Annotated in this window: 11 protein-coding genes and 1 pseudogene; 6 read left to right on the forward strand and 6 right to left on the reverse strand. The window is 39.0% G+C overall.

The genetic code is table 11. The features are described from left to right. The first annotated feature begins 30 nt into the window (after positions 1-30). Positions 31-1,149: a GGDEF domain-containing protein gene (locus PX700_RS03675; protein WP_479519893.1), complete on the forward strand. Its 1,119-nt coding sequence runs from the start codon at positions 31-33 to the stop codon at positions 1,147-1,149. Here PX700_RS03675 and PX700_RS03680 read toward each other — a convergent pair. The 4 genes and pseudogenes from PX700_RS03680 to radC form a co-directional block, all read right to left on the reverse strand. Further along, positions 1,146-2,330 (reverse strand): annotated as a pseudogene (locus PX700_RS03680) (BaiN/RdsA family NAD(P)/FAD-dependent oxidoreductase). The gene PX700_RS03675 and the pseudogene PX700_RS03680 sit on opposite strands and share 4 nt — an antisense overlap. A 202-nt stretch (positions 2,331-2,532) precedes the next feature. Then, positions 2,533-2,688 (reverse strand): 50S ribosomal protein L33, encoded by a 156-nt coding sequence (gene rpmG / locus PX700_RS03685; protein WP_004335545.1) that lies wholly within the window; start codon positions 2,686-2,688, stop codon positions 2,533-2,535. An 11-nt stretch (positions 2,689-2,699) separates the two neighbouring features. Beyond that, a complete protein-coding gene (gene rpmB, locus PX700_RS03690; RefSeq protein WP_016708423.1) occupies positions 2,700-2,936 on the reverse strand; it encodes a 50S ribosomal protein L28 in 237 nt (78 codons plus the stop codon). A 274-nt stretch (positions 2,937-3,210) separates the two neighbouring features. Continuing rightward, positions 3,211-3,885, reverse strand: coding sequence for a RadC family protein (gene radC, locus PX700_RS03695; protein ID WP_024598926.1), 675 nt, complete (start codon positions 3,883-3,885; stop codon positions 3,211-3,213). A gap of 143 nt (positions 3,886-4,028) precedes the next feature. On the opposite strand from radC, the gene coaBC reads away from it, so the two are divergent. From coaBC to PX700_RS03715, 4 genes are all read left to right on the forward strand, one after another. After that, entirely contained in the window at positions 4,029-5,222 is a 1,194-nt protein-coding gene (gene coaBC / locus PX700_RS03700; protein ID WP_479519894.1) for a bifunctional phosphopantothenoylcysteine decarboxylase/phosphopantothenate--cysteine ligase CoaBC, read from the forward strand. A 111-nt stretch (positions 5,223-5,333) separates the two neighbouring features. Further along, positions 5,334-5,921: a nucleoid occlusion factor SlmA gene (gene slmA, locus PX700_RS03705; protein WP_007581932.1), complete on the forward strand. Its 588-nt coding sequence runs from the start codon at positions 5,334-5,336 to the stop codon at positions 5,919-5,921. 132 nt (positions 5,922-6,053) lie between these two features. Then, positions 6,054-8,852, forward strand: a complete 2,799-nt coding sequence (locus PX700_RS03710; RefSeq protein WP_479519895.1) for a S9 family peptidase — start codon at positions 6,054-6,056, stop codon at positions 8,850-8,852. Between the two features lie 188 nt (positions 8,853-9,040). Next, positions 9,041-10,057, forward strand: a complete 1,017-nt coding sequence (locus tag PX700_RS03715; protein ID WP_479519896.1) for a Fic family protein — start codon at positions 9,041-9,043, stop codon at positions 10,055-10,057. Between the two features lie 284 nt (positions 10,058-10,341). Here PX700_RS03715 and PX700_RS03720 read toward each other — a convergent pair whose 3' ends face one another. Continuing rightward, positions 10,342-11,526, reverse strand: a complete 1,185-nt coding sequence (locus PX700_RS03720; RefSeq protein WP_479519897.1) for a BaiN/RdsA family NAD(P)/FAD-dependent oxidoreductase — start codon at positions 11,524-11,526, stop codon at positions 10,342-10,344. Positions 11,527-11,854: 328 nt separating this feature from the next. Here PX700_RS03720 and PX700_RS03725 point away from each other — a divergent pair, with 328 nt between their 5' ends. Further along, positions 11,855-13,981, forward strand: a complete 2,127-nt coding sequence (locus tag PX700_RS03725) for a S8 family peptidase (RefSeq protein ID WP_479519898.1) — start codon at positions 11,855-11,857, stop codon at positions 13,979-13,981. Positions 13,982-14,085: 104 nt separating this feature from the next. Here PX700_RS03725 and PX700_RS03730 read toward each other — a convergent pair whose 3' ends face one another. Continuing rightward, positions 14,086-14,559 (reverse strand): peroxiredoxin, encoded by a 474-nt coding sequence (locus PX700_RS03730; protein ID WP_415637466.1) that lies wholly within the window; start codon positions 14,557-14,559, stop codon positions 14,086-14,088. Positions 14,560-14,660: the final 101 nt, after the last annotated feature.

Consider the following 14,660-nt stretch of genomic DNA (forward strand, 5'->3'; position numbering starts at 1 on the left):
CTAAATTCAGAGGTTAAAGAGTTGTTCATTATGTTAGGTTTTTGGTACAAAGAGTTTCCACAGTACCCTAAAGATCATAAAGATTTTTGGCGCACGCGCTTAATAGCTAACTCTTTGCTAATAACTACAATTTATTTTTTGGTTTTAACACTCCTCAACCTTTTTTACTTTGAAAGTTATGGCATTGCATTTATTGATGCTCTAGGGCTTTTTATATCATTAGGTATTTATACTTGGTTTAACAAAACAGCTAACGTAAATTTAGCCGCATGGGCTGTTACCCTAATGGTCGTTGGCTTAATAATGATGTTTGTTATTTCTGTAGGTGGGCATGCACATTCTTTATTTTGGGCGACGTTAATCCCGCCTTTTAGCTTTTTTTTAGTTGGAAGAAACTGGGGAAGCCTATTTAGTGCAGTCGCTTTTACTATTTGCGCATATCTTGTTTACTTACAACAGCAGCAAACCATAACAATTGGCTTAGGCTCTTTATTTAATCTTATTGAAGTAGGCCTTGCGCATATTTTGATTTTTAGGTTTTACGAAAAAACACGGTTTTCAGCCTACCAACATTTAGCAACGCGTAATATAGAAATACAACACTTAGCTGAGACAGACAAATTGACTGGCCTGTATAACAGACAAAAATTTGATTCTGAATTATCTCAGTTAATTGCTAAAAATGAAGTGTCAAAAACATCTAACTGCTTACTTATTTGCGACATAGATTACTTTAAAAACATTAACGATACTTATGGTCATTTAGTAGGTGATAGCGTTTTAAGTGAATTTGCCAATACACTAAAAAATAAAATGCCAAATAGCTCTCTAATTGCACGATGGGGAGGTGAAGAGTTTACTGTTATTTTATCAGGCACCTCCATAACCGATGCGGTGGCACAAGCTAATCAGCTAAAAGAGTATGTGGGCACTCATCCAATTGCAAATATATCTCTTACTATCAGTATAGGTTTAGCCCCTATTCAAACGGGTGATACTGTACTAAAGGTATTGGAACGGGCTGATAAAGCACTATACGAAGCTAAAAATAATGGCCGTAATTTAGTCTGTTGTAGCGATAACAATTTAACTATTACCGCTTATCCAGACTATATAAAACAGCTAAATCTAAATAAAGTTAACGCCTAAGCATACTGCCCACAAGCAAATCCGCAGCTCCAGGCGTACTGAAAATTGTAGCCCCCTAACCAACCCGTTACATCGGTTACTTCACCTATAAAGTATAGGCCTTTGGCTTTTTTGGCTTCAAAGGTTTTTGAGCTCAACTCGTCGGTATCTACACCGCCAAGTGTTACTTCTGCTGTTCTATAGCCTTCTGTGCCATTGGGTTTAATTTGCCAAGCGTGAATGTAATTTACTAACTCATCTATTTGGGCATGTGTAAGCTGATTAATATTACAATCTGGTATCGCTTTGCTTTCGTGCAGTATTTCTATAAAGCGTTTAGGTAAAATAGTTGCAAGGCTGTTTTTTTAACGACTTCTGGGCTTGTGTTTCACGCCAATCAGCAAGTTGTTGCCTTAAATCTATTTCAGGTAATAGGTTTATAGTTACAGCCTGCCCTGCTCGCCAAAATGAGCTTATTTGTAATATTGCAGGGCCCGATAACCCTCGGTGAGTAAAGAGGATATTTTCTTTAAATACAGCGCCGTCTTCGCTTGAAACTTCACATGGGATACTAATTCCCGAAAGTCCTTCAAAACGGTCTTTATCGTGCTGGTGCAAAGTAAATGGTACAAGTGCTGCCATGGTTGGCAATACATTTAACCCAAACTGCTCTGCAACCTTATAACCAATTGGTGTTGCACCCAGTTTAGGCATAGTTAAGCCACCCGATGCAATAACTAACGACTCACAGGTTAATGTTTCTTGCTCTGTGGTAACGCTATAGCCAGTTTCTGTTTTTGATACGCTGATCACTTCATTGCGTAGCTTTATATTTACTCCGGCCCACTCACATTCGGTCAGTAAAATATCAACAATGTCTTGTGCATTGTTATCGCAAAAAAGCTGGCCTAGTGTTTTATGGTGATACGCCAAGCCATGTCTATCCACCAGCTCAATAAAGTCATACTGTGTATAGCGACTTAAACATGATTTAACAAAATGAGCGTTTGTGCATAAGTAGTTATCCGGGGTTGCATTTTCATTTGTAAAATTGCAACGCCCACCACCACTTATTAAAATTTTACGACCTGGTTTTTTCCCATATCAAGTACTGTAACGCTTCGGCCACGGTATCCAGCTTGCGCTGCACACATTAATCCTGCTGCTCCCGCACCTATTACAATTACATCTACTTGGGTCATTTATTTATCTCATTAAAAAAATTGCTCGATTATAGCTAAGACGAAACAACAAATTTAGTTTTTTAATTGTACCAATCAGCATAAACATTAGAACACTTTAACGAATTGATATAAGCGCTTGAGTTAATCAATCGACTCTATTTATTACAAAAAACAAAAAACCCAGCCTAAGCTGGGTTTTTAAATTCTAAAAGAACTAAAATTACTTAATTTTAGCTTCTTTAAAAAGAACATGTTTACGAATCTTTGGATCAAACTTTTTGATTTCCATCTTCTCAGGCATGTTACGTTTGTTTTTGTCAGTAGTGTAGAAAAAACCAGTACCGGCAGTTGAAACTAAACGGATTTTATCGCGCATGATTCAGATCCTTAAACTTTTTCGCCGCGAGCACGGATTTCTGTAAGAACCGTGTCGATGCCTTTTTTATCGATAATACGCATACCTTTAGTAGTAGTGCGTAATGTTACAAAACGTTTTTCACTTTCAACCCAGAAACGGTGTGTTTGTAGGTTAGGTAGGAAACGACGTCTAGTCGCGTTTCTCGCGTGTGAACGGTGATTACCAACCGCAGGACGCTTACCTGTAACTTGACATACTTTAGACATGTCTATATATCTCCAATAACTTCGCTCGAGCTTAATTTAATCTAAGGCCGTGTATTTCTGCCCTAGAGATAAATCGAAGGGCGCTCTTTATACAGCTTTTACAGGCAAAGATCAAACACTGATCTATCCAATCAGCTCATATATGTAAATTTGATAGCGGCTAATTATAAAGATCGAATGCCCTTAGGGAAAGTAAAAACTGCATTTAAATTAAACTAATTTGCCAAAATACGTTAAACAGCTCATTTTTAACACACTTCTGTATCTAACAAAGCTAAATCAGGCCTCGCTCGGCAAACGAAACACACGTTTCTCCGCCCACAATGATGTGATCAAGCACACTTATGTCGACCAATTGCAGTGCTTGCTGCAATTTATTAGTAATAAGTTTGTCTGCTTGGCTCGGTTCTGCAATACCGCTTGGGTGATTATGCGCAAAAATAACAGCGGCTGCGTTATTTTTAAGGGCAGCCTTTACCACCTCACGCGGATAAACACTGGCAGAATTAATTGTGCCATAAAAAAGTATTTCGTCTTTTACTAATCTATTTTGACTATCTAGGTATAACACCATAAATACTTCTTGCTGCAAGCCTCGCATTTGAATAGTCAGGTAATCGTAAACTGAGTTTGGCGAATTAAACACGGCGTCTCGTTGGCAACGCTCCTGCATATAACGCTGGCTTAGCTCTAACACAGCTTGTAGCTGTACATATTTAGCAGTCCCTAACCCCTTTTGAGAGCAAAACTCTTCAATACTGGCATTAAACAGATTATGCAGTGTTTTATTCTCGTTTAATAAATGCTGAGCCAACTCAATTACATTCATTCCTGGCAATCCTGTTCGTAAAAATATGGCAAGAAGCTCTGCGTCACTGAGTGCTTTAGCCCCTTTTGCGATCAATTTTTCACGAGGTCGCAGTGAGTTTGGTAGTGAAGTAAGTTGCATTATTCATCCTTGAGAGGCGAAAGTGTCTTATAAATGTAATGCAAATTTAAAATTTAGCCTGTTATTTCGAATTAAAAAACTTCGCTGTACGGGTAAAGATTTGTTATTTTAAGCGCAATATTTAATAAGACTGATGAACAACCATGACTAACTTAACAAACAAAAAAATTGTACTAGGTATTACCGGCGGCATTGCAGCTTATAAATGTGCAGAACTCGTTAGGCGATTAAAAGACTCTGGTTGTGAAGTAAAAGTAGTTATGACTGAATCAGCTAAGCACTTTATTACCCCTTTAACTATGCAAGCCGTTAGTGGCGAAACAGTCTCTGACTCATTGCTAGACCCTTCTGCTGAAGCTTCAATGGGGCATATTGAATTTGCAAAATGGGCTGACTTAATTTTAGTTGCTCCAGCGACGTGTAATATTATTGCTAAAATGGCAGCCGGCATTGCTGACGACCTACTAACGACGTTACTGCTGGCAACGCCTGCAAAAGTCGCCGTTGCACCAGCAATGAACCAGCAAATGTATGCACACGCAGCTACACAAGCTAATTTAGCCACATTAAAAGCACGTAACGTACTTATTTGGGGCCCAGGTAAAGGTGAGCAAGCTTGTGGCGATATCGGCGCTGGACGCATGTTAGAGCCACATGAGCTAGTTGAGCTATGTATAGCAAAAGAGCAACCGCAATTACTTGCAGGAAAAACAATTACAATAACAGCAGGCCCAACGCGTGAACCTCTCGACCCGGTACGTTTTATATCAAATCACAGCTCTGGAAAAATGGGTTATGCACTGGCAGAAGCCGCGTTGCAACTCGGTGCTAAGGTTAATTTAATTTCAGGCCCTGTAAACATTAAAGCCCCTACTGGCGTAAATTTAATAAATATTGAAAGCGCTGAGCAGTTATTAACTGAGTCACTTACCTATGCACCACAATCAGATGCATTTATAGGCTGCGCCGCTGTAGCAGATTATCGAGCTACAAACATTGCGACTCAAAAAATGAAAAAGCAAGACGACGAACTCACTCTTACTTTAACTAAAAACCCTGACGTAATTGCAGCCATTGCCAACCTTACACAAAACCGCCCTTATACTGTTGGATTTGCCGCCGAAACTCAAAATGTAGAAAGCTATGCTAAAGGTAAACTAAAGAATAAAAATCTAGATATGATTTGCGCTAATGACGTATCAAAAAGTGGCTTAGGGTTTAATTCAGATCATAATGCTTTAACACTGTACTGGCATAATGAACAACTAGAATTACCAACAACAAGTAAAACAGAAATAGCGCTCAAGGTGATCGAACAGCTGGCTAAACATCTATAAAAAGGCTGGAAACAAACTGAATAAAACATTAACATACGCCATTCATTTGAACAAAAAATGACTAGGGTTCTTAACTGCGCCACTAAGAATAACTAATAAAAAGGAATGTTCATGCCTGCGACAAAAAGAAGTAATCGCAAAGAGCAAATACTGCAAGCACTCGCACAAATGTTAGAAACTAATTTAGGTCAACGCATCACTACAGCAAAACTAGCTGCTGAAGTAGGCGTATCTGAAGCCGCGCTGTACCGTCATTTCCCTAGCAAAGCACGTATGTTTGAGGGCTTAATTGAGTTTATTGAAGACACTCTTTTATCGCGTATAAATATTATTATTGAAAACGAAAAAGAAAGTCAAACGCGCATTTACAACATTTTATTATTACTTCTAACCTTTGCTGAAAAAAACCCAGGCATTACCCGTATTTTAACCGGCGACGCATTACAAGGTGAGCAGGAACGTTTACGCGAGCGTGTACAAAGTCTGTTTGAAAAACTAGAAACTCAGTTTAAACAAGTACTTCGTGAGCGTAAATTACGTGAAGGTAAAAACTTCCAAAGTGATGAGCTTACTCTTGCAAACTTTTTACTTGCCTACGTTGAAGGCAAAATGAATCAGTTTGTACGCAGCGACTTTAAAGCAAAACCAAGTGTTCAATTTGAAAAACAATGGCTTGAGCTACAAAAAATTTGGCTGTAATGTTTGCTAAATTAAATACTAAAAAACGACCTACGGGTCGTTTTGTCGTATGTAGCTGCTATTTATCTGATCCGCTCGAATTATGAACCAAACTCGTTACAATGAAACCATGTCATAATATGAGAATCAATAATGAAAACAAAACTCACCCTATTAAGCACAGCACTCATTGCTAGCTTAACTAGCGCCGCCATACACGCTAAAGAATCGCTACAATTTAAAGATGTATTTGGTTTTAAATCAGCTAAAAGCACGCAACTGTCTGACAATGGTCAAGTACTCACTTTTAGTGCAACGCCGTATCGTGGTAATGCAACAGGCCAAGTTTACTCACTACAAAGCAATACACTCATCGCAGAAGTAGAGCGCGGCACTAAGCCTTATATTAATAAAGCAGCTAACTGGGTCGCTTTTACACAAGTACCTACCTTACTTGAAAAAGAAACAACCAAAAAAAAAGACACCCTTAAAAATAACTTGGTACTCGTAAATACACAATCAGGTGAACAACAAAGCTTTGCTGATATAAAAGATTACACGTTATCTGATGACGGAATGTGGCTTGCTTATCGTTTAAATAAAAAAGACGATGACAAAAAAGCAGACGATAAAACCGACGGTACTAAAAACGATAGTACTAAAAGCGATAGCACTAAAAACGAAGAAGACAACGCTATCACGCCCGATAAAAAAGATAAGAGCTATGCGCTTGTTATCGTAAATTTATCTGATAAACGCACCCATACAATAGAAAACGTATTTAGCTATGCTATTAACTCAGCCAACAGCCAGCTATTAGTGAGTCAAAGTTACAGCGATGGTAATAACAACCAAATAGCGTTAATTGAGCTAAGTGACTTTAATAGCAGTGTATTAATTGACGAGCCGGGCGTAATCGCAAATAAAATAGCGTGGCACCCAACTGACAACATTGCAGCGTTTACATTGGGTAATTATGTAAATGATGACACGCGTCGCCGTAGCTATAGTTTACAGCTATATAAAAACGATAAACTTTCAACAATAACATCACCTGATAAAACATGGGTTTTAGGTAAAACAGCCTCTCTCAAGTGGTCAGAAAATGGCGAGCGCTTATATTTTGAAAACCATCCAAAATTAGCAGCTAAAGTAAAAGCCAAAGTATATACCGACGAAGCCTCACTGTACGACTTTGATACCATACGTGAGCATAAAGGTTTAGATGTATGGCACAACAACGATGCGCAAATAAAACCACGAGAAGAACAACAATGGAACGAAGTTAATAAAAATCGCCATTACAGCGCGGTATATCACGTTAATTCGCAAAAAGTGGTACAGCTAAGTACCACTAATATGCCTGAAGTTGCACTAAACCCCGAGCGAGATGCCTCTTTACTTGGCTCATCTAACATTCCCTACCTAGAAAAAATAATGTACGGCGGTTTTTTTGCTGATTACTTTGCAGTAAATATAAATACAGGTAAGCAAACCCCCATTATTAGCAACTATCCATTTAGACCAAGCCTTGCACCAAATGGTGAATTTGCGGCTTATTTTAACGATAGCCAAATACAGCTAAAAGATTTAAAAAACAATAAAGTAACACCGCTTACAAAAGCTATTCAGGCAACCTTTGCTGATGACAAACACGACTACCCATCTACTCAACCTGGTTATGGTTTTGCTGGTTGGATGACCGATAGCAGCCAAGTGCTTGCTTATAGTAAATACGATATTTGGACGTTTGACGTAAAAACTAAGCAAGCTAAACGCTTAACTAATGGTAAACAAAGCAATACGCAGTACCGTGTTATTAAGCTTGATAAAACCCAAGTGGGCTTTAAAAAAGGCGATACATTGCTTGTCTCTGCTATTAATTTACAAACTAAACAAAGCGAAGTTGCAAAACTCGACTTAGCCACTAACACAATCACTAACGTGCTTAGCGGTAATAAACGCTTTGATGTAGTTAAAAAAGCAAAAACTGCTGATAAATACATATTTACCGAGCAAACTTATAGTCAATTTCCTGATTACTACCAAACAGATTTTAGCTTTAGCGCACCAAAACAAGTGACCACGCTAAACCCACAAATTAGTAGTTTTGCATGGGGCGAAAAACCAGAGCTAATTAGCTATAAAGGTTTTGATGGCGAAGACCTACAAGGCGTACTAATAAAACCAGCGGGCTATAAAAAAGGCGATAAAGTGCCTGTAGTTGTGTATTTTTACCGTTACATGAGCCAGCGTATGTTTGATTTTCCAAAAATGGAATTAAACCATCGCCCTAATTTCCCTATGTTTACCTCAAACGGTTATGCAGTATTTTTACCTGACATTCGTTTTGAAATAGGTCACCCGGGTAAATCGTCAACGCAAACCATGATAAACGCCACCCAAAAATTAATAGATTTAGGCATAGCCGATAAAAATAAAATTGGTTTACAAGGTCACTCTTGGGCAGGTTATCAAAGTGCGTTTATGATTACCCAAACAGATATGTTTAAAGCGGTTGTATCGGGTGCGCCAGTATCTAACATGACCAGCGCGTATAGTGGCATTCGTCTTAAGTCAGGTCTTGCACGCCAATTTCAATACGAAACAGGGCAAAGCCGTATAGGTAAAAACTTATTTGAAGCACCAGAGCTTTATATAGAAAACTCACCGGTATTTTTTGCAGACAAAGTTAATACGCCTATTTTAATCATGTCTGGCGACAAAGATGATGCAGTGCCTTGGCATGAGAGCGTGCAGTATTACCTAGCGCTACGCCGTGCAGGAAAAGATGCTACATTTTTACAATACGAAGGTGAACCACACCACTTGAAAAAATTTCCTAATCAGGTCGATTTTTCAGTGCGTATGATGCAGTACTTTGATCATTACTTAAAAGGCAAACCAGCTGCTAAGTGGATGACACAAGGCGAAGCGTTTATAGAAGAGTGAAAACAGATTTTCATCCTAACAAATTAATTGGCTATTATTTACCTGCTTTTAGGCACAGCTTATTCATGCCCTCTTTATAAAGAGGGCTTTATCTTGTTTTAATAATTTAAATTGTACCAATAACGCTGACTTTTGAGTGTGATCAGCGTATCTTATAGATAGAATCAAAGCTTAAAATGTATTATTTCATGAGTCAATTTCAACCTCCCTTTACGATCACAACAAAAACTATTCATTATATTTCTGATATTGCCGAAGCCCTTGGTAAGTTGTCTGCTTTTTATAGTAAACACGACATAAATCAAGATCGCGAGAACATTATTGAAAACCAGATTCAAAGCATTCTCGCTATTGAAAACCGTGATTTAACAAGCCGAAAAATAGATACACTACATCGTAATGATGACTTTTTATCGGCTGAAATTGCTCAAGAGAAAAGCGATATTATTAATACGTACAACCAATTACCTAATTTGAATACTAATCTCTGCAGTGACTTTTTGAGTGGACATAAAATCCTCACGCTATCGCAAGGAGCTGGCGCCGGTAATTACCGCTCCAGCAATGTCGACGACAAAGGCAAAAAATTGCAAATGGCTCCACAAGCTTTGCACATTCCAAAAATGATGGAAGAGCTATTTAACTGGCTTACAAGTTCCGATCAACACCCACTTATAAAAAGTTCGGTGTTTCACTATGAGCTTAAATTTATACATCCTTTTGTTGATGGTAATAGCCGTATTGGGTGTATTTGGCACACCCAAATATTAAAACAATGGAATCCATTATTTGATCTAATACCTATAGAAAGCATCGTCGCGATGAGTGAAGAGCAGTACCATGCAGCAATAGGTACCAGTACAGAAACAGGCGACTCCTGCGCCTTTATAGAATACATACTCGAAAATGTTTTACGTATGCTTTTAGCATTTAGTGATTCATTATCAGACAAAGAAGCGACCCCCCAAGAAAAAACCCCAACACAAAAACCCCAACAGACCCCACAAGTTAAAGCCTTGTTAAATGTGCTATACCAAGTGGAAGGTTCTTTAAATCGAAAACAATTACAGGCAAAATTGAATTTAAAAGATAGAAAGCACTTTAGAGAACGCTACCTAAAACCAGCTATAGATGCCGCGCTAATTGAAATGACAATACCTGATAAACCAAACAGCAAATTGCAAAAATACAGGTTAGTTGAGTAAGAAAACATTCAAGTGGTGCAAGTTATAAATTTTAGCAGCAACTTGCTTAAGGTGATAAAAGCGTGAACAAATAAGAAGAGTGTATAGCGTACGTGAATGCGTAAATTATTTAACCTTGAGGTAATTGATAGCTTAATAAAGCTAACGTTACTGGGAAGATAAATAACAACAAAAATACGATAAAGTACAAGGTTCAATGTACTTTCAGTAGACCTAATTTTATTTAAGCCTACTGAATTACAATTTTTAATATATAGACAAAGACTATTACGCTTTATAAAAATTTAGCAATACTGCCCACAAGCAAATCCACAGCTCCAGGCGTACTGAAAATTGTAGCCCCCTAACCAACCTGTTACATCGGTTACTTCGCCGATAAAGTATAGGCCTTTGGCTTTTTTGGCTTCAAAGGTTTTTGAGCTCAACTCGTCGGTATCTACACCGCCCAATGTCACTTCTGCTGTTCTATAACCTTCAGTGCCATTGGGTTTAATTTGCCAAGCGTGAATATAATTTACCAACTCATCTATTTGAGCATGTGTAAGCTGATTAATATTACAATCTGGAATCGCTTTGCTTTCGTGCAGTATTTCTATAAAGCGTTTAGGTAAAATGGTCGCAAGGCTGTTTTTTAACGACTTTTGGGCTTGCGTTTCTCGCCAGTCAGCAAGTTGCTGCCTTAAATCAATTTCAGGTAATAGGTTTATAGTTACAGCCTGCCCTGCTCGCCAAAATGAGCTTATTTGTAATATTGCAGGGCCCGATAACCCTCGGTGAGTAAAGAGGATATTTTCTTTAAATACAGTGCCGTCTTCGCTTGAAACTTCACATGGGATACTAATTCCCGAAAGTCCTTCAAAACGGTCTTTATCGTGCTGGTGCAAAGTAAATGGTACAAGTGCTGCCATGGTTGGCAATACATTTAACCCAAACTGCTCTGCAACCTTATAGCCAATTGGTGTTGCACCCAGTTTAGGCATAGTTAAGCCACCCGATGCAATAACTAACGACTCACAGGTTAATGTATCTTGCTCTGTGGTAACGCTATAACCAGTTTCGGTTTTTGATACGCTGATCACTTCATTGCGTAGCTTTATATTTACTCCCGCCCACTCACATTCGGTCAGTAAAATATCAACAATGTCTTGTGCATTGTTATCGCAAAAAAGCTGGCCTAGTGTTTTATGGTGATACGCCAAGCCATGCCTGTCCACCAGCTCAATAAAGTCATGCTGTGTATAGCGACTTAAACATGATTTAACAAAATGAGAGTTTGTGCATAAGTAGTTATCCGGAGTTGCATTTTCATTTGTAAAATTGCAACGCCCACCACCACTTATTAAAATTTTACGACCTGGTTTTTTTCCCATATCAAGTACTGTAACGCTTCGGCCACGGTATCCAGCTTGCGCTGCACACATTAATCCTGCTGCTCCCGCACCTATTACAATTACATCTACTTGGGTCATTTATTTATCTCATTAAAAAATTTGCTCGATTATAGCAAAGTTTGATAGCTAACAACGCAGCATTTGAATTATTGGTAATAACACAACAAAAACGCATCAGTAATAAGTGGGGAATAACTACCCTCACAATAAAACAATCCTTTATACTTATTTTTAATTTATATAACAAATACTAAACAACGAGCAAACCGCTAAAAACCTGAGTTATAACTAAATGAAAGAGGTACATACTAAATTGATATTTTAACCTGGTTAACAGATAGTTTACTTTCGTTCCCGCATCGTGATTTTACATCGCGAAATAATAAATAAAAATCTAGGGATAATTATGACAACTAGTAAAACTTTTAAAAAATGCGCAATTGCACTTACAGTTAGTACGCTTTTTGCTGCAACATCAGGCATGGCTCAATCGGTTTCAAGCTCAATGGCTGAAACGTCAGCTAAGCTACAAAGCCAAGGTGGCTTTGAAACTCAGTTCATTATTAAATATAAAAATAATAACGAAATGGCGAGTTTTTCAACTGCAGACGCAAGTCCGTCTAATATGAAAAAGCGTGCACAGAGCTTTGTTAAAAACTTCGCTCCTAAAAAAGGCAAAGTAAAAGCTAAATATATTCGTGCAATGGCACTTAATAACCACCACGTCATGCGTGCTGATAAAAAATTAAGTACAGCAGAAGCGCAAGAATTTATGCAAGAAATGGTTAATTCAGGCAATGTGGAATACATTGAAGTAGATCAAATGTTAAAGCCGTTTTCGACTCCTAACGATCCGCGCTTTGATGATCAATGGCATTACTACGAGCAAGCCGGTGGTTTAAACTTACCTACTGCATGGGATACTGCAACAGGTAGCGGTGTAGTTGTAGCTGTACTTGATACGGGTTACCGCCCACATGCCGATTTAAATGCTAATATTTTACCGGGTTACGATATGATCTCTAACCTATCGGTAGCGAATGACGGCGGTGGTCGCGATAGCGATGCTCGAGATCCTGGTGATGCAGTTGCTGCGAATGAATGTGGCACTAACGGTGCACAAAACTCTAGCTGGCATGGTACTCACGTTGCTGGAACAGTTGCAGCAGTAACTAACAATGGCGAAGGCGTTGCTGGTGTAGCTTATAACGCAAAAGTAGTTCCTGTTCGTGTACTTGGTAAGTGTGGTGGTTTAACCTCTGATATTGCAGATGGTATTATTTGGGCATCTGGCGGTAGTGTTTCAGGCATTCCTGCTAACTCAAACCCTGCAGATGTAATAAATATGAGTTTAGGTGGCAGCGGTTCATGTAGCTCTACAACTCAAAATGCAATTAACACTGCACGTAGTAACGGCACTGTGGTTGTTATTGCTGCAGGTAACGATAACGATAACTCAGCAAACTACAATCCAGGTAACTGTAATGGTGTAGTAAACGTTGCATCGGTTGGTCGTAATGGCGGCCGAGCTTATTACTCAAACTATGGTAGTAACATTGATGTTGCAGCGCCAGGTGGCGCACAAAGTTTTGCAAACGACTCAGAGGGTGTTTTATCAACTTATAACTCAGGTTCGTCTACACCTTCAAGCGACAGCTATGGCTACTCACAAGGTACATCAATGGCTGCGCCTCATGTTGCTGGTGTTGCGGCACTTATTAAGCAAGCAAAACCAGATGCAACGCCTGACGAAATAGAAAGTATTTTAAAATCAACAACCCGTTCGTTCCCTGCTACATGTACTAGCTGTGGTACGGGTATTGTTGATGCAGCCGCAGCAGTGGCAGCAGCAAGTGGCGGCACTACTCCGCCTACAGGCGGTGATAGCGAGCTTATTAATGGTGAAGCTAAAACAGGTTTAAGTGGGGCTGCAAATGCACAAGCATTTTACACGATGACCGTACCAAGCGGTGCAACTAACGTAACATTCACTATGAGTGGTGGTACTGGCGATGCTGATTTATACGTACGTGCAGGCAGTAAACCTACAACGACTACCTATGATTGTCGTCCTTATGAGGGCGGTAATAGCGAAGAGTGTTCTATTGATAACCCTACTGCGGGAACTTACCACGTAATGCTTAACGGCTACTCTGCGTATTCAGCTGTTAGCTTGGTAGGTAATATTACTGGTGGTTCATCATCGGGTGGCGGTTCAGGTACTCCACAAGCAGGCGGCGGCACTATAAGCGATGTGACAGCCAATACTGGTCAGTGGAAACATTACACGTTAGATGTGCCAGCAGGAATGAGTACATTTACAGTAACAACGTCAGGCGGAAGTGGTGATGCAGATTTATTTGTTAAATACGGCAGCCAACCAACAACAACTACGTACGATTGTCGCCCTTATAAAAGTGGCAATGCAGAAACATGTACATTCACAAACCCGCAAGCAGGTACTTGGCACTTAAGCGTTAACGCTTATAGCACTTTCTCTGGTTTAACACTTAGCGGGCAATACCAACCGTAGCTTTAAGTTTTAACCGTAAATAAAAAACCGATGTTGTTTTCAACATCGGTTTTTTTATAATAAATAGCTGAGTAATTAAAGCTAAAGTCTATACTTTATTACTGTTATAGCTTCTCTAGTACTGCTTCTGCACGGCTTACAACAAACTCTTTGTCTTGCTCTACAAATAAACCAGTTACTACTGCATTTTCAATAATCATAGCGTAACGCGTTGAACGTACACCACCAAAACCAGCAGTATCTTTATCAAGCCCTAACGATTTAGTAAAACTTCCATCGCCATCAGCAAGCATTGAAATTTCTTGTGCGTTTTGTGAGTCGCCCCATGCTTTCATTACAAATGCATCATTAACAGATACACAGTAAATAGCATCAACGCCCTTTGCTTTAATTTTATCCGCAAGGGTAATAAATTCAGGTAAATGTGCGTTAGAGCACGTTGGTGTAAATGCACCTGGTACTGCAAATAACACGATTTTTTTACCTTCAAACAACTCTTTATTTGTAAGAGACTGCATACCATCGTCAGTTAATTGCGTTAGTGTAACCGCTGGTAATTCTTGGCCTTGCTCAATCATGGTAGTTCCTTGAAAAGATTAATACAGAATAAGTAACAACTATACTACGTAATTTATTACAGTGTAGAAAAAGTAAGGCTAACTTAGTAGCTCAGAGCAGC

The sequence above is a fragment of the Pseudoalteromonas sp. TP27 genome (genome assembly GCF_056470645.1).